Origin of the sequence: Sphingobacterium suaedae (assembly GCF_042684625.1) — a bacterium.
In the GTDB taxonomy this organism is placed as follows: domain Bacteria; phylum Bacteroidota; class Bacteroidia; order Sphingobacteriales; family Sphingobacteriaceae; genus Sphingobacterium; species Sphingobacterium suaedae.
The window spans coordinates 39,068-60,312 of record NZ_JBHULR010000015.1; the positions used below are offsets into that span (position 1 = coordinate 39,068).

17 protein-coding genes are annotated in these 21,245 nt (G+C 44.0%); 10 read left to right on the forward strand and 7 right to left on the reverse strand.

What is annotated here, in order from left to right; translation table 11 throughout:
* Positions 1 to 72: 72 nt before the first annotated feature.
* From miaE to rlmN, 4 genes are all read left to right on the forward strand, one after another.
* A complete protein-coding gene (gene miaE, locus ACFSR5_RS15930) occupies positions 73 to 654 on the forward strand; it encodes a tRNA-(ms[2]io[6]A)-hydroxylase (protein ID WP_380905454.1) in 582 nt (193 codons plus the stop codon).
* Positions 655 to 732: 78 nt separating this feature from the next.
* Positions 733 to 1,776 carry an LLM class flavin-dependent oxidoreductase gene (locus tag ACFSR5_RS15935; RefSeq protein ID WP_380905455.1) on the forward strand — a complete coding sequence of 348 codons (1,044 nt, stop codon included), beginning with the start codon at positions 733 to 735 and terminating at the stop codon, positions 1,774 to 1,776.
* A gap of 55 nt (positions 1,777 to 1,831) precedes the next feature.
* Positions 1,832 to 2,719 (forward strand): DUF4349 domain-containing protein, encoded by an 888-nt coding sequence (locus tag ACFSR5_RS15940; protein WP_380905456.1) that lies wholly within the window; start codon positions 1,832 to 1,834, stop codon positions 2,717 to 2,719.
* Between the two features lie 73 nt (positions 2,720 to 2,792).
* A complete protein-coding gene (gene rlmN / locus ACFSR5_RS15945) occupies positions 2,793 to 3,863 on the forward strand; it encodes a 23S rRNA (adenine(2503)-C(2))-methyltransferase RlmN (protein WP_380905457.1) in 1,071 nt (356 codons plus the stop codon).
* An 818-nt stretch (positions 3,864 to 4,681) separates the two neighbouring features.
* Here the strand turns inward: rlmN and ACFSR5_RS15950 are convergent.
* Positions 4,682 to 5,068, reverse strand: a complete 387-nt coding sequence (locus tag ACFSR5_RS15950; RefSeq protein ID WP_380905458.1) for a VanZ family protein — start codon at positions 5,066 to 5,068, stop codon at positions 4,682 to 4,684.
* Positions 5,069 to 5,268: 200 nt separating this feature from the next.
* Here ACFSR5_RS15950 and ACFSR5_RS15955 point away from each other — a divergent pair, with 200 nt between their 5' ends.
* The 4 genes from ACFSR5_RS15955 (at position 5,269) to ACFSR5_RS15970 (ending at position 10,580) form a co-directional block, all read left to right on the forward strand.
* Positions 5,269 to 5,601 (forward strand): PadR family transcriptional regulator, encoded by a 333-nt coding sequence (locus ACFSR5_RS15955; protein ID WP_380905459.1) that lies wholly within the window; start codon positions 5,269 to 5,271, stop codon positions 5,599 to 5,601.
* Positions 5,602 to 5,634: 33 nt separating this feature from the next.
* Complete coding sequence (locus ACFSR5_RS15960) at positions 5,635 to 7,386, forward strand: PspC domain-containing protein (protein ID WP_380905460.1); 1,752 nt, start codon at positions 5,635 to 5,637, stop codon at positions 7,384 to 7,386.
* A gap of 110 nt (positions 7,387 to 7,496) precedes the next feature.
* Entirely contained in the window at positions 7,497 to 9,920 is a 2,424-nt protein-coding gene (locus ACFSR5_RS15965) for a TonB-dependent receptor domain-containing protein (RefSeq protein WP_380905461.1), read from the forward strand.
* Positions 9,921 to 9,989: 69 nt separating this feature from the next.
* Positions 9,990 to 10,580 (forward strand): LOG family protein, encoded by a 591-nt coding sequence (locus ACFSR5_RS15970; RefSeq protein WP_380905462.1) that lies wholly within the window; start codon positions 9,990 to 9,992, stop codon positions 10,578 to 10,580.
* A gap of 12 nt (positions 10,581 to 10,592) precedes the next feature.
* On the opposite strand, the gene uxaC is transcribed toward ACFSR5_RS15970, so the two are convergent.
* Positions 10,593 to 11,993, reverse strand: coding sequence for a glucuronate isomerase (gene uxaC / locus ACFSR5_RS15975; RefSeq protein ID WP_380905463.1), 1,401 nt, complete (start codon positions 11,991 to 11,993; stop codon positions 10,593 to 10,595).
* A gap of 136 nt (positions 11,994 to 12,129) precedes the next feature.
* Between uxaC and ACFSR5_RS15980 the strand changes: the two genes are divergently transcribed.
* On the forward strand, positions 12,130 to 12,951 hold the full coding sequence (locus tag ACFSR5_RS15980; RefSeq protein WP_380905464.1) for an ATP-binding protein: 822 nt from the start codon (positions 12,130 to 12,132) through the stop codon (positions 12,949 to 12,951).
* A 228-nt stretch (positions 12,952 to 13,179) separates the two neighbouring features.
* Positions 13,180 to 14,481 carry a UDP-N-acetylmuramoyl-tripeptide--D-alanyl-D-alanine ligase gene (locus ACFSR5_RS15985; protein WP_380905465.1) on the forward strand — a complete coding sequence of 434 codons (1,302 nt, stop codon included), beginning with the start codon at positions 13,180 to 13,182 and terminating at the stop codon, positions 14,479 to 14,481.
* Between the two features lie 61 nt (positions 14,482 to 14,542).
* Here ACFSR5_RS15985 and ACFSR5_RS15990 read toward each other — a convergent pair whose 3' ends face one another.
* From ACFSR5_RS15990 to xseA, 5 genes are all read right to left on the reverse strand, one after another.
* Positions 14,543 to 14,992, reverse strand: a complete 450-nt coding sequence (locus ACFSR5_RS15990) for an RrF2 family transcriptional regulator (protein ID WP_380905466.1) — start codon at positions 14,990 to 14,992, stop codon at positions 14,543 to 14,545.
* A gap of 62 nt (positions 14,993 to 15,054) precedes the next feature.
* On the reverse strand, positions 15,055 to 16,695 hold the full coding sequence (gene pafA / locus ACFSR5_RS15995) for an alkaline phosphatase PafA (protein ID WP_380905468.1): 1,641 nt from the start codon (positions 16,693 to 16,695) through the stop codon (positions 15,055 to 15,057).
* A 12-nt stretch (positions 16,696 to 16,707) separates the two neighbouring features.
* Positions 16,708 to 19,521 carry an excinuclease ABC subunit UvrA gene (uvrA, locus tag ACFSR5_RS16000; protein ID WP_380905469.1) on the reverse strand — a complete coding sequence of 938 codons (2,814 nt, stop codon included), beginning with the start codon at positions 19,519 to 19,521 and terminating at the stop codon, positions 16,708 to 16,710.
* A gap of 93 nt (positions 19,522 to 19,614) precedes the next feature.
* On the reverse strand, positions 19,615 to 19,842 hold the full coding sequence (gene xseB / locus ACFSR5_RS16005; protein ID WP_380905470.1) for an exodeoxyribonuclease VII small subunit: 228 nt from the start codon (positions 19,840 to 19,842) through the stop codon (positions 19,615 to 19,617).
* Positions 19,843 to 19,845: 3 nt separating this feature from the next.
* The gene (xseA, locus tag ACFSR5_RS16010) at positions 19,846 to 21,105 is read right to left on the reverse strand and encodes an exodeoxyribonuclease VII large subunit (protein WP_380905471.1); all 1,260 of its coding nucleotides are present in this window, start codon (positions 21,103 to 21,105) and stop codon (positions 19,846 to 19,848) included.
* Positions 21,106 to 21,245: the final 140 nt, after the last annotated feature.

Genomic DNA, 21,245 nt, shown 5'->3' on the forward strand with positions numbered 1-21,245 from the left:
GTCCTGTCGTCCACCTGTTGATCAGCGAGGCATGGATAATTTTGTACCTTTGTGAAAACGATAGGAAAAGCTATGCTAGGTTTAAAATTATTAACAGATCCGCGCTGGGCAAATATTGCGGAATCTAATCTGGAAGAAATTCTAACAGACCACGCTTGGTGTGAGCAGAAGGCAGCCTCGAATGCAATTACATTGATTACGCAGAACCCCGAATTGGAAGATCTCGTGCACGAGCTGACCGCTATTGCCATTGAAGAGATGCAACACTTCCAGATGGTTATTGACATTATTAAGCAACGGGGCTATGCACTGGGCCGAGAGAGGAAGGATGATTATGTTGGCCAATTGATGAAATTTTCCAAGAAAGACGGTTCGAGAAATCAATCTTTTATTGATCGACTATTGTTTGCGGCGATGATCGAAGCTAGGAGCTGTGAGCGTTTTCGGGTGCTTTCCAAAAACATCAAAGATGAGGAACTGGCTAAATTTTACTACGACCTTATGGTTTCTGAAGCGAATCATTATACTACATTTCTAAACTTTGCTAAAAAATATACAACCGATGTGGATGTCGAGCGTAGATGGCAGGAGTGGCTAGACTTTGAAGGCAAGCTTATCCAAAGCTATGGCACAAAAGAATATATCCATGGCTAATCGTTTCTTGATGTAGATCAATGCCCAAGATGCGGCGCTACTTTAACTTTGTATTATACAATAAGAAAGGAAAACAACATGATCGAATTAGGTATAGGCATGTTTGGTGACGTGCAAATAAATGCTGTTACAGGACAGATCCAGCCGGCAGCTGAACGTATGAAAGAGATCGTCGAAGAGATCAAACTCATGGACGAAGTGGGAGTCGATTTCTTCGGAATGGGTGAGCACCATAGAGAAGATTACGCCGTGGCATCTCCAGAAATCATTTTGGCCGCTGCTGCAACGGTAACAAAGAATATTAAATTGGGCAGTGCGGTGTCAGTACTTAGCTCTGCGGATCCGGTGAAGCTCTTTCAAGACTTCGCGACGGTAGACATCTTATCCAATGGACGGGCAGAGATCATGGCTGGGCGAGGATCATTCATTGAATCGTTTCCTTTATTTGGATATGATCTGAAGGACTATTCCGAGCTTTTCGATGAAAAACTGGAGTTATTGACCCGGCTGAATAAGCAGGATGCCATTACCTGGTCCGGTAAATTCCGAAAACCATTGATCAATCAGCAAATATTTCCTAGACCCGTACATGGCTCTTTGCCGATTTGGGTTGCGGTTGGAGGAACAACTTCGTCGGTTATCCGGGCGGGTAGGATGGGGTTGCCGGTGATGTTCGCCATCATAGGCGGTGCTCCCGAGAATTTCAAACCGTTGTTTGAAGTGTATCAGCAAGCCTGGATTGATAATGGACACGATATGAAAGATTTTCAAGTGGGCGTTCATATGCATGCCTTCTTTGGTGAAAATAGTCAAGCTGTAGCAGACAAATATTATCCAGTCTATGCTGGACAAATGAATAGAATCGGAGCCTCTCGGGGATGGCCGTCCTATCAGCGATCTCAATACGATTTTGGACGATCAATCCACGGACATCTCGTGGTAGGTGATGTCAATCAGTCGGTAGAGAAAATACTTCATATTATTGACATGTTCGGACTTACCCGCTTCTCTGCCCACATGGATGTGGGAAGTCCCGATCATAGCGATATGATGAAAGCCATTGAATTATATGGAGGGCAGATCATCCCTAAAGTGAAAGAAGCCCTGAAAAAAGGAGAGTAAGACATAGATTATGGAATAGAGGAAAATGTTGCATCCTACTAACTAAAATAAGGTTATGAAAAGAGCACGTTTTTCTCTATTTACCATTGTGGCATTATTGTTAAGCTGCAATCGTCCGGAAAAGGTTACCGAGCAAAATGCATCAGTGCAGGAGGTTGCTTTGGATGCCGCCAAGCAAACCGATCAGGCTTTCGTCGCGACATCAAATCCCCCTTCAGCCGAAGGACCAAACGTATCTGCGATTGTGCCGGCGGAAAAGAAAATAATCCGCAGCGGGCAGGTCGCCTTGGAGTCTAAAAACATCCGGAGTAGTAAGTCTGATCTGGACAAACAGTTAGCAAAATTTGGAGGCTACTACGAACAAGAGGCTTCTACCAATTCGGGAGCCTATCTCAGCTATACGTTGGTGGCTCGAATTCCTGCACAGCATTTTGATGCGTTCCTAAAAGCGGTCGAAAACGGAAAAGATCAATTAACAAGTTTATCAATACAAGGCGAGGATGTATCATTGACCTATTTTGATACACAATCGCGTCTGAAAAGCAAACGGGTGTACTTAGTAAAGTACCAGCAGATGGTCGGCCAAGCGAAGAATGTGAAGGAATTATTGGAAATCCAAGAGCAAATACGGCAGCTACAGGAAGAAATAGATAGTCAAGAGGTCGTTATGCGTCGTCTGAAAGATCAAATTGCATTCAGCACCTTACGCATTGAACTGTTTGAGCAGGAGGCCAACTTACCAATGGGAACACAGACATTCTGGAGTCAACTCTCCCAAGCAGTACATTCGGGATGGGAACTGATGAAAAACTTTATATTGGGCGTGATTTATGTGTGGCCTTTGTGGATCGTAATTGGAACATCGATCTTTTTGTGGAGACGATTTTTAAAAGCACGAATTCGAAAAGCCAAGACAAGCAGGACGGATACTCCAAAAGGCTGATTATAGATGTTTTTATTACATAAGGCAAACGGAAGGTAGGGGCAGGCTATCGAAATTTGTGTATCTTTGCAACGTGGTAAAGGAGAGTAAATTGATAGATATCAGAAGTTTATCCCTGTCAGAACTGAAAGATAAGTTGACGGAAATGGGTGAGCAAGGATTTCGTGCAAAGCAGGTCTATGAGTGGTTGTGGGCAAAATCATGTACCGATTTCGATCAGATGAGCAACCTTAGCAAAGCTCTTCGGGAATCTTTGAAAAAACATTTCGAAATTCGTGCTGTTAGTGTGCGTCAGTCGCAGGTAAGTACGGATAAAACTATAAAAAGCACGTTTACGTTGTACGATGGCAATGTCATTGAAGGTGTTTTGATTCCCACGCCAGAGCGGATGACCGCTTGTGTCAGTTCTCAGGTCGGTTGTAGCCTCACCTGCAAATTCTGTGCGACTGGATATATGGATCGCAAGCGGAATTTGCAAGCCGATGAAATCTATGATCAAGTCGTCCTTATCGCGAAGCAGGCGGAAGAAAAATATCAACAGCCGCTGACAAATATCGTCTATATGGGTATGGGAGAACCGCTTCTAAACTATAGCGGCATGATGAAATCCGTAGAGCGGATAACGGCCCCAGACGGGTTGAATATGGCCGCTAAGCGTATTACGGTTTCTACAGCAGGAATAGCAAAAATGATCAAGAAGCTCGGCGACGATGAAGTTCGTTTTAATCTCGCCTTATCCCTGCATGCCGCAAATGATCAGAAGCGCAATGAAATCATGCCTATTAATGAGCAAAACTCGTTAAAGGCGCTTGCCGACGCCCTTAAATATTACTACGCCAAAACGAAAAATCCGGTAACGTTTGAATATATCGTTTTTCATCATTTCAATGACGAACTAGAGGATGCCAGAGAGCTGGCTAAGTTTTGTAAGCACGTACCGTGTAAAGTGAATATCATTGAATATAATCCCATCGCTTTGGCGGATTTTGTGAATGCGGAAGCAGACAAAATTGAGCAATTCGCAGACTATCTACGTAGCCAAGGGGTGGTCACGAATGTTCGCCGAAGTAGGGGAAAGGATATTGATGCTGCTTGCGGACAGCTTGCTATCAAGGAAAAAAAGGAGAAGGTCGTGGAAAACTAAAAAACAGCTTTATATTTGCATATACCGGTTATAAACTATGCAGATAAGAAACTATTGGTAGCGTTTTGTCTCGATGTTGTTTCCTTCCGATCTGTGTATCTTGTGAAATTGTTTTCTTGCACCAAAAGGAACTTCTATGTAATTCCTGTCAATCCACCTTCCTGTGAAGGACCACTATCTTTTTAAGCGGAACTCTCCAGTGGTTACGCGGCATGGACCCCGTCGAGATGGCAACACCCTACTTGTGCTTTCCATAAGTTGAAATATAGGCAGGCTCATCAAATAGCCTCCTACTTTGGGCGAGGAGGTTCGGAACACAATTATGCAGATCTCCTTTTTTGCGGAACTTGATATGGTGGTGCCTGTCCCCACTCATCAGAAAAAACGAACAGAACGGGAAGGTAACCAAAGTGAATACATCGAATACGGAATAGCTGACTGTTTACACCCATTCTGATTTCTGGCTTTGTTCAGGTTGCTCATACCGACAACTAGACACGTCAGGTGCGACTAGAACGCTACGACAATGAGGAAAACGTTTTTGTTACATGGATCCTGATGTGTTTTCCGGCAACATATTTTGCTAGTGGACGATGTGCTGACTACGGGAGTTATTGTTGCCTCTACATGTAACGCTTCGAAGGATACGTGCGGCTGCAAAAAATCGTTGCTGTACTCGCGCCAGCGTAATCGTCTATTTTTGTTTCCCGCCGTATGCTGTAGGAGAGCCACAACCTCTTTGGAAAATCGAACAGGATTCTAGTAGACCGAGCTGGTCATAACGAAAAATACAGCAGGAATAATTTTTTGATTTTATATCAATAACCTAATCTTTTTCGGTGCAGTACGATATAACTAAAAAGAGCCATGCCGATTCCCACATAGTCGGCAAAAATATCCCACCAATCCGCTTGTCGATTACTGGATAGGTATCGCTGTATAGCTTCCGTACCGAACGCGAAGACGGAGGTAATAAGCAGCGTGAGCAATACTGTTTTTGTTTTCGACGCCCGTCCCTTTGATTGCACGATAAAGCCCATCAAAAGCAACACTGTAAAAACGAAAAAAAATCCACAATGAGAAAGCTTATCGAAGCCCTCAAAAAAGTTCGTGTTCGGTAAGTCATCCGATGGCAAGCCCATCAAAAGCAACATAATAATCGCCCAAATGATCGCCCATAAATAGTTGTATACGTATCGTATCATGGTTCATAAAAGTCGGGTTAATATTGCACGTTTCAAAAAATACGTTTCAAAAAATTAAATATTAACACTTTTTCACGTATTCTTCTTGTTCGAAGAATAATTTTTTCTGTCTGATAATCAGGTGTTTTATAAATAAAGTTGTAATTTTATAGTACTATGTATTGCATAGTACAGTATAAAGCATATATCTTTGTATTGTTATGATAGCAGAAAATACACAAACCCAAATGCGGAAGGGAATACTGGAATACTGTATTCTTTCTATAATTTCCCGAGGGGAGATATATGCTTCAGATATTATCGGAGAATTGAAGAAGGCGCAACTTCTGATAGTGGAGGGCACTTTATACCCATTGCTAACGAGGTTGAAGAATAATGGTTTGCTGAGTTATAATTGGCAAGAATCCACTTCGGGCCCGCCTCGCAAGTATTATCAGATTACAGACGAAGGAAGGGAAGTACTGTCCCGGTTGGACATTACGTGGAAAGAACTGGTGTTTGCCGTAGAAACATCATTACAAGGAAGAAATTAACAACAATACTAATCTAAAATATTAAACAAGGTCATGAACAAGACAATCATCATAAACATAAACAGCATCGTCTTTCACATTGAGGAAGACGCGTATGAGACGCTGCGATCGTATATGATCGATATCAAAAAACATTTCGGTCACTCTGCCGAGAGTAAGGAAATACTAGAGGATATCGAGAACCGTATTGCAGAAATGTTTAACGAACGCATTCAAACAGGACGGAAAGAAGTCATTAATTTAGAGGACGTACAACAGGTTATTGGGCAGATGGGAAGCGTAAGTGACTTTGAAGAGACGGAAGGAAGTGCTGACGAGTTTCAACAGGAGCAACCTCGGTCGGCAGGCTATACAGGTAATGCAGGCGAGTCGGTCGGAAAAAAATTGATGCGTGATCCGGATGATAAAGTATTGGGTGGTGTGTGTAGTGGTTTGGCTCATTATTTCGGCATGGAGCCAAGATGGTTACGGATATTGTTGGTTCTCTTTGTACTCATCGGTGGTTCTGGATTTTTAGTGTATGTGATTTTATGGATCGTAATGCCGGTTGCCGAGACCAGGGCAGACAAGATGTCCATGCGTGGTGAAGTTCCCAATCTGCAGAATTTCAAAAAATCTTTTGATGAAGAAGTGAAGACGTTCTCTGAAAATTTTTCTGGAGCCGGCGAGCACATTAGCCGTGGTGCACGTTCGGCGGGAAATGCGATGGGAGGATGCTTAGGGCTAATCGGAAAGCTGATTGCATGGCTTATGCTTATCAATACCGGATTGAGTATTTTGGGGATGTTCATCTTTTACGTTTTTAATATGATGAACTTGTTTGGACTTGAAAACCCGATTGTTTTCCCTCCGCTACAGATCTTGTCGGCAGATGATGCCGTGATCGCATTGACATTGGGTTTTATGGCAACGACGATTCCTTTCTTGGCCCTGTTTTTATGGCTCGTGCGCGTACTATTTAAGACAGAGAAATTGAATAACTACTTGTCTCTAACCATGTTCGCTGTGTGGATTGTATCTGTCGTTGGCGTCATTTATTACTGTGTGTATGCCGCACAGGACTTCCGGGAAAAGAGTACCATCAACGTGCAGAAGAATATTGTCGCGCAAAAGGTGTATTACTTTACAGAAAAGGATGTACGCGTCCTAGATGCCAGCGAAAAGGACTCATTAAAGTCAAAATTCAACATACAGATCGATGGGCAGGATTTGCGTAACTATTTGCACTCCAATGTTGGAATTTACTTTGAAAATGTGGACTCCTTAAGTCAACCGTATATTCAATACAATTACTCGGCAAAAGGGAAAACCTATCAATTGGCCGCTGAACGTGCTAAGAGTATTGTATATGAAGGTATTCAGGAAGGAAATACGATTTTGTTTCCAAGTCACTTTATCTTAAATAGGAATTCGTTGGACCGTGATCAATATGTCAGCGTAACGGTGTATTTGCCTCGTGGATCAAAAGTGGTTCTGCATCGGGAAATAGAAGGTAAGATTCGGGACATATCATGCTGGGAATGCTTAAATAATTACCCCGACCCCGATCATCAAAAGTTCACAGAATGGACGATGACAGCAACAGGGCTAGTTTGTTCACAAGCCGAACCACCCAAAGAAGAAGATAAGGAGGAGGAACGCACTGAAGAGCTGGAAAAGGCGGTGAAGGAAGCTGTTAAAAACAAGCAAGACTCCGTTATTCGTATAGACGGTTCTAATGTGACCATTGAAGTCAAAGACAACAACGTAAAAATCAACACTAAGAAGGAAAAAGGGGGGTCCTAACGGATTCTTACTATAAATAATACTACATGCTACCGTTCTCCTGTATAGACGAGATGAAGGTCGAAGCGAACAGGAGAACATTTTATCTATATCTATATCTATATCTATCTATGAAGAGACTATTTACCCATTTAATTTTAAGCTGTTTTTTAGTGTTGTCCACTGGATTTACCTTGTTTGCCCAACAGGTAGATGTTAAGGGGAAAGTTTTTAACAGCAAAAGTGAGCCGTTAGCCAACGTTTCTGTTTACTTACTGACTGCGAAGGCAGAGGCCGTTATTAAAACCGCTGTTTCAGATGAACAGGGTGCATATGTTATTAAAAACACGCCCAAAGGTGAATTTATTGTGCAGGCATCTTCGGTAGGATACGATGTTTTCAAATCTACTGTTGTTCTGGTCGATGGAAAATCGGTCGTTATGGATGATATTCATTTAGTCGAGCAAACTCAAACGATTGGCGCAGTGACCGTCGAAGGGCGTGTGCCATTGGTGCAGCAACGTGACGGAAAATTAATCCTAAATGTGGAGAATTCTACGCTCGCTGCTGGAAATAATGCATTGGAAGTGGTACAGCGCGCTCCAGGCGTTAGTGTAGATAAGGACGAGAATCTACAATTGATGGGACAACAGGGCGTGAACGTCACCATCGACGGACGACAAACGTTCATGAGCGGAGAACAATTAGCCACTTTTTTGAAAGCCATGAATGGCGACCAGATCAAAAGTGTGGAGGTGAGTACGCAGCGGAGTGCGAAGGATGATGCAGAAGGAGCTGTGGGTACCATTAATATCGTATTAAAGAAGAATCGTTTAGAAGGATTTAACGGTACATTTCTTGCTAGCGCTGCTCGTGGGGAACATTTTAGAGGTAATTCGTCGCTTAGCTTAAACTATAAGAAAAACAATACGACTGTTTTCGGCTCCTATGGTTACACGCACAATAAAAGAGAATTCGATTTGGGTTTAGAACGGACGATCCCATCGGAGGAAGTAGGAGATCGTGTTTTTGATCAACAGGCCAATCTGACCGAAACAAATAAAACGCATAACTATAAATTCGGTATTGAACAAAAGACGTCCGAACGCAATACGATGCTTTTGCAGTTTTCAGGAGATAACGACAAAGAAAGCTCATTGAACAAGAGCTTGACCGATATTGGCCCACAATTGGGCATAGTAGACTCTATACTCACCTCATCGTCAAAAAGCATAACTCCTTTCAATCGGTATTCGGTTAATTTCAACAATGAGTTTAAATTGGACACAGTCGGCGGGAAAGTAGTCGTTGATTTGGATTGGAGCGCCTTTCGAAACAATTCCGACATCAACTATGAATACCGGACAACGGATGCGGCCGGTGACCTTCTTTACGATCCAGAGTTTGAACGTAGCCGTATGCCGGTAGATATTGATATCTATGTGGGAAAGATCGATTTCACTAAAGGGATAGGAAAGGGAAAGTTGGAAAGCGGTTTAAAGTATAGCCATGTTAAATCGGACAACGATCTTCAGTTTGAGCAGATTATAGATGGTGAATGGCAAGATTATGTTGGCCGTCCAAATCACTTCGTATATACCGAACAGCTTGCAGCTGGGTATGTGGACTACAGTCAGGAATTTGGAAAGTTCAGCGCGAAAGCTGGAATACGGGCCGAATATACAATTTCTGACGGAAATTCCATTACGCTGGCAAAGCGCGTCAAGCGCGACTACCTGGATTGGTTTCCGTCTGTCAACTTGAGCTACACGGTGAATGAAAACAACATGTTGTCTCTCAGCTACGCTAAAAAGATATCCCGACCAAATTATAGATTTTTGAATCCGTTTGCGTACTACATTGACAAATTTACCTATATGTTGGGTAATCCGTATCTAAATCCTCAATACACAGATGGATTTACGTTGAACTATACCTTGTATAAAATGTACAACATTACTTTGGGAACTGATATTACCAATGATGCCATGGTGGAAAGCATGGGGCAAGATAATATCAAAGGAGAATCTTGGGTGACGCGGGAAAACCTAGCCAGGAACGTCACCGCGTATTTAAATATCAATGCTCCGTTTCAAATTGGGAAAATTTGGTCAATGAATAATAATCTGACAACGATTTACATGCATTTTGAAGGACCGATTGCTGGAGAATATGCTGACCTAGGTTCGGTGTTCTTTCAGGGGCGAAGCACCAATAACTTCAAAATGGGTAAAGGGCTTTCGGCAGAGCTTTCTGTGAACTACAATAGCCCATTTTTATATAACGTGTATAAGATCCATGCGCGATGGGGAACAGATTTGGGTATCAATTATAATTTTAAAGACGGGCGTAGTTCGTTGAAGCTGGCGGGTACAGACATCTTCCGCACGCAGAAGAACAATATCTCGACCGATTTTGGACAATTTAATTCAAACATCCGGCAGTACAACGACAACCAAACGGTACGATTGACGTATACGTATAAATTTGGAAACTTAAAACAACAAAATCGCCGCAACAATACAGATTCTGATGAAAAGAATCGTGCGTTGTAGCCGTTCCTGGTTCACGGATTAGTATAGACCGTAGGTAGCAGTACCTGCGGTTTTTTTGTATACTTGTATATGAATAAGTTAGAAAGTATCGTTGTTTTCTGTGCGTCTAGTTTAGGAAATTCCGATCGGTACGAGCATGTGGCGAAGCATGTTGGGACTGTTTTTGCCCAGCGCGACATTCAACTGGTTTATGGCGGAGGCAAAGTAGGGCTTATGGGAGCTGTTGCAAACGCAACATTGACCGCCGGAGGGAGAGTAGTGGGCGTTATCCCGCATTTTTTGAATTCGAAGGAACGAGAACATACTGGTGTCACACAGCTGATCACGGTGGATACCATGCATGATCGAAAGCGCATTATGAACGAATACGCTGATGGCGTTATTGCTTTGCCAGGTGGATTTGGCACGCTCGAAGAGCTATTCGAAATGATTACCTGGGCGCAACTTGGCCTGCATACCAAGCCCGTAGGCTTATTAAATGTAGACGGGTATTATGATCATTTGGTGGCGTTTATTCACCATATGGTCTCCGAAGGATTGTTAAAAACAGAAAACCAACACATGTTGTTGGTGGGCAGTTCTGTGGAAGAGCTTCTAGAAAAAATGGAACACTACCAAGCACCGGCAGTGCCCAAATGGATAGAAAAAGATGAGGTTTAATATGCCTCGTGTCTATTTAAACGGAAAGTAACGTTTGGCATTGCCATAGCAAATGTCTTGGACGATGCTACCAATCCACGGTATATCGTTCGGAATAAGTCCTTGTTGCATGTCTTCGGCAAATAGTCGGCAAAGCAATCTTCTGAAATATTCGTGCCTCGGAAACGACAAAAAACTACGGGAATCGGTCAGCATGCCAATGAATCGACTGATCAATCCAATGTTCGACAAGGAATTCATTTGCTTAGTCATCCCATCTAACTGATCATGAAACCACCAAGCCGATCCAAATTGAATTTTTCCGGCAATAGCGCCATCATTGAAATTTCCGGTCATCGCTGCAAATAAGTCATTGTCGGACGCGTTCAGGTTATAAATGATGGTCTTTGCGAGTTTGTTCCCGTTATCCAAGCGATTTAGAAATTTGACCAGGGCTTCTCCTTGGCGATAATCCCCTATACTATCCCAACCGGTGTCCGGCCCCAATTCCCTGAACTTGCGGGCGTTGGTATTGCGAAATGCGCCAACATGGTATTGTTGTACCCATCCTTTTTCATAGTCCCACTCAGCGAAGTAAACCAACATGGCGGATTTAAATTTAGTGATATCGATTTCCGATGGGTTCTCTCCGCGCCGCGTGCGCGCGAATATATTCTGCAGTTCCTTTTCGGTGTAGTCAGCCGCAAATAAATGAGGTAGCCCGTGGTCAGAGATGCAGCAACCATGATCGGCAAAAAAGTCATGCCTGGATTTCAAGGCCTCGAGATACTCTTTGAACGTCTGAATAGAGCGATTTGTCACCTCCCCCAAGCGATCGACATAGGCATTGAACAGGGGCGGATCATCCAAGTGCATCGCTTTATCTGGCCGGAATGCCGGATACATGCGTAGTGGCCTATCTTCTTCGGCGAAACGCCGATGGTGTGCCAAAGAGTCGATCGGATCATCTGTGGTGCAGATGACCTCCACGCCCATGCCTGCTAAAAGTCCTTGTACCCTGTGGCTAGGCATTGCCAGTTGGTCAGAAGCCTGTTCGTAAATTCGTTCTGCCGTAGATGGTCCCAACAGCTCTTTTATCCCAAAATATCGTTGCAATTCGAGGTGTGTCCAGTGATATAGCGGATTTCGGACTGTATAAGGCACAGTTTCTGCCCATTTAAAAAACTTTTCCTTATCTGAGGCTGTTCCTGTGATAAAGTGCTCTGAGATACCATTTGCCCGCATGGCGCGCCATTTATAGTGATCGCCGTATAGCCAGGCTTGCGTAAGGTTATCAAAAGAGCGATTATCCGCTACTTGATCCGGAGGTAGATGATTGTGATAATCGATGATGGGTAGTGGCTTGGCGAAGTCGTGGAAAAGCGCTTCAGCAATACCGTTCTGTAGTAAAAAATTGTCGTCTAAGAAATGCATTCTGTTACAGGTTTATGGTTTTTATATAAATTTTATAATTATAGAACGAAAATACGAGGATGCGAACATTTTTTTTTACGAAAACGATTGATTAAAAATGAGTATATTGTGGATTTATTAATTATATAAGCAGACTATGATGAAACGATTCTTCTTTTTGGCCTTGGGGATAGGCTTAGCTGGAACTGCATTTGGCCAGCGACAGTTGACCGAGCTGTGGGAAACAAAAAATCTACCTACACCCGAATCCGTATTGTTCTCTCCAGGTAATAATGTATTGTATGTATCGCTGATCGACGGTGATGCTATGGGAAAAGATGGAAAAGGCGGTGTAGCGATATTAAACTTGGATGGGAGTGTAAAAACTGTCGATTGGATTACTGGAATGGACTCCCCGAAAGGGTTGGCGATTTATAAAGATATGTTGTATGTAGCCGATCTTACATCGGTTTCCGTTATTGATATTATCACGGGAAATGAAATCAATAAAATCGAATTTCCAGGAGCAGTCATGTTAAATGATGTGACTATTGACGATAATGGAGTCGTATACGTGTCGGATACGCGCTCGGGAAAGATCTATCAGATGCGGAACAATAGACCGACGATATACATGGAAAATACAAAATCGGTGAATGGATTAAAATATGTGAATGGAGCTCTATACGCGTTGGTGGGACCGGAGTTATGGAAGATTGACAGTAATAAAAAGTCAACCGTGGTAGCAAAGGGATTTGAGCTCGGCGGCGATGGATTGGAACCCGTAGGAAATGGGGATTTTTTAGTCACGTGTTGGGGCGGGCTTGTATATTATGTGAAAGCAGATGGTTCCTTCGAAAAATTAATGGACGTGCGGGGAAAAATGAACACCGCTGATTTGGGTTTCCATCCGCAAACAAACACCGTGTATATTCCTACATTTAACAATAACAGCGTTAAAGCATATAAATTGAACTAAACATATCTACACCGTTGCGGACAACTATCTGAGGCCAAAAGGTAAGGGATAAGGAGAAAGATGTGATTTTAACGCATCTTTTTTTTATTCGTATCAGGATGTGTTACATGTGGGCGTGTGGGATTTCATGTTTCCTTGTGCGTTTATTCGTTACAAATTATAAAAGTTTTTCTAACGAGCCTTGACTGTTTACGCGAACGATAAGTACCTTTGCTTAAAATGACGAAGATGACGATTGAGCAATTATATTCGCTTTATATAGAAAACCCCGTTATCGCGACAGACACCCGGAAGATTACGTCGGGAAGCATCTTTTTTGCGTTGAAAGGGGAACGGTTTGATGCCAATGCATTTGCACATCAAGCGCTGGATGCGGGTGCACGATGTGCGGTTGTTGATCAAGCCGACTACGCGGTGGACGACCGATATATCCTGGTAGACGATGTTCTGAAAACGTTGCAGGACCTTGCTCGATATCATCGGCAGCAGTTGACAATTCCTGTTATTGGAATTACAGGAACAAACGGTAAAACGACCACGAAAGAACTCGTTTATGCAGTACTATCCCAACGTTATAAAACCTACGCTACGAAGGGAAATTTAAACAATCATATTGGGGTTCCGTTGACTTTATTGGCGATCGATGCCCAGGTTGAAGTGGCCGTTATAGAAATGGGGGCCAATCATCAAGGGGAGATAGCATTCCTTTGTGAAATTGCGCGTCCGACACACGGTCTGATTACCAATGTTGGTAAAGCGCATTTGGAAGGGTTCGGTTCTTTTGAGGGCGTCAAGAAAACAAAAGGTGAGCTATACGACTTTCTAAAGGACCAAGATGGCGTGCTATTTCTTCAGGGAGATAATGAACACTTGGTCGCTATGGAATCCTTTAGAGGTATCCGGCATGTAGTTCGGTATGGTTTTTCGGCCGGAAATGATGTGGTGGGACAATTAGCTCAGGCGGATCCCTTATTAACGGTCCGGTGGAAGCTAAACCAAGCAACCGATTACCAAACGGTAGTTACACACCTGACTGGATCGTATAATACAGAAAATATTTTGGCGGCTGTTGCGATCGGAAATTTTCTGGGGATGGACGCGGATTCTATTAATGCCGGCGTGGAGAGTTATATTCCGACAAATAATCGGTCGCAGATAACCCAAACGGAGCGGAATACGGTTATTGCAGATTATTATAATGCCAATGCAAGTAGTATGGCAGCTGCCTTGGAAAATATTGCCGTGATTGAGCGGACACATAAAGCTATTATATTGGGTGATATGTTTGAAATGGGTGAGGAAAGCTGGGAAGAACACCGGAAACTCGTGGAGCAAGCTCTACGTCTAGGTGTGGATCGAACGGTTTTTGTCGGAAAAGCGTTCTGGGCACATAAGCAGCCGGCGGGGGAATTTTACGAGACCACTGAAGCGGCAAGGACAGGATTAGAGAGCCGACCTATAACAGACAGCACAGTATTGCTCAAGGCCTCGCGAGGGATGGCTTTTGAGTTATTGATAGATGTTCTGTAAGCAAAGTCGACGAAAAAATGGATATAAGAAAAGAGAGGAGTTTATAAAAGCTCCTCTCTTTTTATCGTTCTGGTTCAATATCGAAGGATAGTTGTTTTTCCTTATTTATTAACTGAGCAATGCTGGTATCATTTAGTATCTGCAACATAGCATTTCTTACTTCTACGAAGGTATCCCGTATACCACAGGCGTGTTCTTCTACGCATTCTTCGCAGGAGCGGTAGAAGTTAAGACTTACACAAGGGAGCAATGCAATCGGGCCGTCAATTAGGCGCATCACCTGCGATAGAAAGATATCTTCAGGTGCCTTGTTTAAACTGTAGCCGCCTCCAGCTCCTTTTTTAGAGTAGAGGATCCCGGCGTTGCGCATTTCTAAAAGAATTTGTTCTAGAAATTTCTTTGGAATACGCTCCTCTTCTGCGATTTTAACAATCTGCATGGGCTCTTTTCCATAGTTTCGTCCTAAAACCATTAGCGCCTTAATGGCGTATTTTGTTTTCTTAGAAAGCATACGTTTTCCTTTTTTCGAATAAATCTATTTGCAAAGGTACGGAAATTAGTTTGCTCTTGAAACTATTGCCCCAAGACCTCTACTATAGGTTTACCGATGCTACCGTTCGGTTCCATAACGTGAAGCAATGATGCTACGGTTGGAGCGATATCCACGATATGAACCTCTTTATTGCTCACGCCATGTTCTATACCCCAACCCATGAACAAGAGTGGGATATGCGAATCGTAGGCCGACCACACGCCATGTGTAGTGCCTGTAGAGCGGGGTGTTCCCGAATACCACTGCGGTTCCGCTATAATTTGTATGGCACCGCTATTTTTCCGGTTATAGCCGTTGATGATTTTCTCGCGTATTGGAGCTGGGATGAACATGTTCTGGTTACTTTCCATGTCAACAACATAGGCAACTCCCTCTTCTTTGTGCAGTTGTTGGATAATCGTCTCCTTCACTTGGTTCTTATCCAGCTTCAAGGAGTCTATCAGGCCCTCGTTTAAATGCACTTGGTAGTTCAGCAGACTCCGCACGATCTTATCGTTTCCAAATTTGTTTTTCAGGATGTTGTTCAGGTTGCGCTGTATCTGCCTTGTAAATAAGTAGCCCCCATTCCCTTTTTGGTCGGTGTAATACATAGGATTGTAGGAAGCGGCGTGGTCTGCAGTCAGGAAAATCGTATAATTTCCCTTGCCGACATGTCTATCCAAGTAAGCTAGAAAGTTAGCAATGTCTTTATCCAATCGTAGGTATGTATCTTCGATCTCAACAGCAGACAGCGAGTAACGATGGCCGACGTAGTCTGTCGCCGAGAGGCTCACGCACAGGAAATCGGTGTTATTCGTCGGGTTTTTACCAAGTTGTTCACTTTCCAGGGCCGCTTTTGCAAAGTCCAAAGTTAGTGTATTCCCCTGCGGCGTTGTTTTGATCAGTTCTAGCCCAGCATCTTTCATGAGCTCAGATGTTCTTCGGGGAAAGGTTGGGGTCGCTTCGCCAGCCCATTTTCCTTCATAGGAATTGTCGTCGACAATGCTGTTATTGGTGTATGTCTCGATGGGATAGAGCGTATTCCAGTCTTGTTTCAGATATTTTTCGGCCAGTTTTTGCTTGTTGAAAGCCTGCACCCAAGTAGGTAAAGACTTCATATAGAAAGTGCTGGATATCCAGTTTCCAGATTTGCTTTCAAACCAGTATGCGGCATCTGCGAAGTGTCCGGCCGGCAATATTCCGCCACGATCTTTGATGGATATACCGATGACTTTTGATTTAAAATTTGTAGCTAATTTCAGCTGGTCAGTAATCGTCGATGCAAGTAAGTTCCGCGGAGATTGCTGTCCTTCTTTCTCGTTAGTACCGACGCCCTGTACGTTGTCGTCCTGTGTGCAATACATCGGCTGTCCTGTAGCTTGAACAATCCAGTCGTTTCCTGCAATACCGTGAATGGAAGGGACAGATCCGGTGTACACTGAGCTGTGCCCGATAGCCGTATAGGTCGGGATATAGTTGATGATCGTGTTTTCGCAGGAGAACCCCTCGTTTAAGAGGCGGTTAAAGCCGTCACTTCCATAACGATCCGCAAAACGATAGAGATAGTCCCAGCGCATTTGGTCTACCATGAGGCCAACAACTAACTTTGGTCGTGCAGGTTGGGCGTAGGCTTGGAAAGCCAGCACTAAACTCAGAACGCCTGTACAGAATGATTTCCACATAATAACGTAGTTTTAAGAACGAAGTGCTAAATGTAGGTGATTTTTTAGGAATTCCCCTGTATAAGATTCGTTACAGTCGGCTAGACCCTCTGGCGTTCCCTCGAACACGACTTTTCCTCCCTTGTTTCCTCCTTCCGGACCGATGTCAATGACCCAGTCTGCGGTTTTGATCATTTCCATATTGTGCTCAATTACAAGAATGCTATTTCCTAAGGCAATTAGGGCATCAAAAGCTTTGATCAGTTTTTGGATGTCGTGGAAATGAAGACCCGTTGTCGGCTCGTCAAAAATGAACAGCGTTTTCTTGCTGTTGTTTCCTTTGATCAGGAACGAGGCTAATTTGATACGCTGCGCCTCCCCCCCAGACAGGGTGCTGGACGGCTGTCCTAGTTTGACGTACCCTAAGCCCACATCTTGTAAAGGCTTGATTTTTGCCAGAATTTTGGGTTGGTCTTCGAAAAAGGAAATGGCTTCATCTACGCTTAATTCTAAAATATCGGCCACCGATTTACCCTTGTATTCAACATCAAGGACGTGTTGTTTGAACCGCTTGCCACCGCACGCCTCACACGGTAGGACGATGTCCGCCATAAATTGCATCTCTATTTTCACTTCGCCATCGCCTTGGCAAACATCGCAGCGCCCGCCTTCCACATTAAATGAAAAAGCGGCAGGTTTCAGCCCACCTGCTTTAGCGGCAGGGAGATTGGCATATACCGCACGTATTTCGTCCCAACCCTTTACGTAAGTCACGGGATTAGACCGGGACGACCTTCCTATGGGGTTTTGGTCAATCATTTCAATCTGTTCCACCCGTTCCACATCACCTTCCAACGAATCGAAGATTCCGGTTTGTTCACCGGAATAATTGCCTATCGCTTTCTGCAGAGCAGGGTATAGTACACGTTTTACCAGCGAGGTCTTCCCCGAGCCAGAGACTCCAGTCACGACCGTAAAGACATTCAGCGGAAAAGCCACATTTACACCCTGTAGATTGTTTTCCCGCGCACCCTTTACGATGACTGAATCCGTCCATTTTCGGCGAACCGTAGGAGTAGGGATGGTTAGGGTTCCGTTCAGGTATTTCCCTGTGAGACTGCTCTGATCGGAGCGTATTTCGTCGTACGTGCCCGCAAAAACTAATTTTCCACCATTAACGCCGGCTTCTGGACCGATGTCAATGATGTAATCGGCAGCTTCCATCATTTCTTGTTCGTGTTCTACCACGATGACCGTGTTGCCTACATCGCGTAGTGATTTGAGCACGCCGATCAGGCGTTGTGTATCTCGAGGATGTAAACCAATGCTGGGTTCGTCCAGGACGTAAATTGATCCGACCAATGAACTACCCAGCGAAGTAGCTAGATTGATACGTTGCGATTCCCCGCCGGAAAGTGTGTTACTCAGGCGATTCAGTGTCAGGTAGCTTAAGCCGACATCGCAAAGAAACTGCATGCGGTTAACAATCTCGGCCAATAGGCGTTTGGCAATAATTTGTTCGTGATCATTCAAGTTCAGGTTTGAAAAAAAGCGTAAGGCTTCATCGAGCGGGAGAAGAACAATATCGGTGATGGAACGCCCATCAACCTTGACATATGAAGCATCTTTACGAAGCCGGGAGCCTTTACATTCAGGACAGTCCGTTTTCCCGCGGTAGCGCGAGAGCATCACCCGGTACTGTATTTTATAGGTTTGCTGCTCCAGCTCTTCAAAAAACTGGTGAAGCCCGGCGAAATATTTGTTACCCGTCCAAAGAAGTTCCTGTTGCGCTTTGGTTAAGTCGGCATAGGCACGGTGGATGGGGAAATCAAATTTAAGCGCATTTTTCACTAGTTTATTTAGCCATTCCCCCATTTTTTCGCCTCGCCATGGAGCGATAGCACCGTCGTATACAGATTTGCTTTTGTCCGGTACAACTAAGTCAGGGTCGATTCCGATTACTTTGCCGTATCCTTCACACCGTTTACAGGCGCCGTATGGGTTGTTGAAGCTGAAGAAATTAGGTGTGGGCTCTTCAAATGTCATTCCATCCAACTCGAATTTATCCGAGTAGTGTCGCTTGTCTCCGTCGATGTCCACGTCACATTCGCCCTTCCCTTCAAAGAATGCCGTTTGCAGCGAATCGGCAATACGGCTATAGGTATCGTCCTGTTTATCTAAACGGATACGGTCAACAACGATTTGTACTTCGCCCGCCTTGAAATCTCTATTCTTAATGGTCGTATCGTCGATCACGCTTTCGATTTTTTGGATCTTGTCGTCGAAAAAGATGCGAACGAATCCTTTTTGTAAAAGCAGCGAAAGCTCTTCTTTCAGTTTTCGCTTATTCATCGGGATAAGCTGGGCAAAAATCGTTACCGTCGTATCCTCGGAATAAGTCATTAGCTCATCAATGATTGAGGAAACCGTATCTTTCGTTACCTCATTTCCCGAGATGGGCGAGATGGTTTTTCCGATCCGTGCGTATAATAATTTTAAGTAATCATAGATCTCGGTCGAGGTTCCCACTGTCGATCGGGGATTGGATGTGATGACTTTTTGCTCAATAGCGATGGCAGGGGCGATTCCTTTGATGTAGTCAACTTCCGGTTTATGCATTCTGCCCATGAACTGTCTGGCGTACGACGACAAGCTCTCCACATAGCGCCGTTGCCCCTCGGCATACAAGGTGTCAAATGCCAAGGAAGACTTTCCCGAGCCAGACATGCCTGTAATCACGACTAACTTGTTTTTGGGGATCTGGACATCAATATTTTTTAGATTGTTTACGCGGGCACCCTTGATCTGGATAAAAGATTTTGCGCTTTGTTCGGATTTCTTTGACATAACTTACAAAGGTAAGCAATTTATAAGATTTTGGACGGTAAAGGTAATGTCATCCTTTCGTTTCAGGGGTTAGTACCCATCTCTTTTTATGGGTTATTCTTCTTCCGGTGTATCGTGTTCTTCTTGTCTAAGTTTAGCCAACAGTTTCTCTACCTCGCTTTCGGAAGCTGTGAGCTTGGCCCTGCAAATAGCGATCAATTCGGATGCCCGTCGAATTTTGGCGGTAAGCTCATCGACGTTAGTTTGTCCATTTTCTATGTCCGCAACGATGTGCTGGAGTTCCTGAAACGCTTCTTGATAGGTGTATGTGATTGATTCCATTTTTTAAAGTTTTTTACCTGTAACTCGACTTCGAACGATGCCATCGTAGAGCAACGTTTCAACCTCATCGCCTTGCTGTGTTTCATTCGAGTGGGTGATGGCTTTTCCATTGATACGGGTAATGCTGAAGCCTCTTTTCAACAATTGTTTCGGATCGGCCAACTGTAGTAAGCGTGTCATATGTGCAAGGTCGTTGGTTCTATCCTTCAGCAATTGTTGGCTAAAGAATTGCAGGCGACTCTGCAGTGTTGTTAAAAGGTTTTCATGCCCAGCCAGAACCGACTTGCTGTTCCAAGAGATCGATTGTGAGAGTTGGTCCACTTGTCTTTGCTCCTGTTGAAATATATGCTGGCTTGCGCGTATGATGCGCTGCTGTGCCTCATCGACAGGAAGTGCAAATTGATGAAAGCGCTGGAGCAGGAAATCTGCAAGTTCGCTTGGCGTTATGGCATTTTTATACGCGACCATTTCGCTTACCGTCTCGTTAGTGGAATGCCCGATACCGGTTATTACCGGTATTGGAAATATTGCAATGGCTTTTGCAAGTTGATAATTATTGTAGGAAGATAGCCCGACCTCGCCTCCACCGCCTCGGATGATGGCTACTGCGTCAAACGATTCGATCCGTTCGGCAATAATCGCCAGCTGTTTGATAATAGAAGGGATGGATTTATCTCCTTGCAGGAGCGCGGGGAACAGCGTGTATTCAAAAAGATAACGCCACGGGTTGTGCTGTATAATCTTAAAAAAATCGGATAAACCTTTGCTAGTCTCCACGGAGATAATGGCCAGCCGCTTGGGTACAAGTGGAAAAGGGCGCGTCTTATTTCTACCGAATAGACCTTCTTCTTGGAGACGCTGTATGCTTTCCCGTTTTTCGCGCTCAAGTTCTCCCAGGACGAACGTGGGATCAATATCGACGATCTTCAAGCTGAACCCATACAGTGGATCGTACGAAATGGCGGCTTGAAACAATATAGTAATGCCCTCGCGGAGCGGCTCTCCCAAGATACGTAGGAATTGTTTATTAACCCGTTGGTAGTCTGCTTTCCATAAAATGGATCGCATTTCTGCTACAATCTTCCCATCCGTTTTTTCTACGAGCTCCGGGTAGCAATGACCAGAATGCGTGTAGTGGTTGAGCTTATTCATTTCTGCTTTGATCCAATACAGGCTTTTGTAGCGATCGGCAATCGTTTTCTGTATGCTACGGGATACCTCTAAAAGAGAAAAAATGGTTCTATTTTCGGAGACTTCGGGCATAGGTCAAACTTAACGAAATTTGCGCGGGAATAAAAGAGGGAACATGTTTCGACGTAGAATACGCGCCTTCATGGCCGCCTGATGGAACATTTAGGCGAAATTGGTTGTTTGTGTTTGCATATTTTTGCGTTTTATGTTTA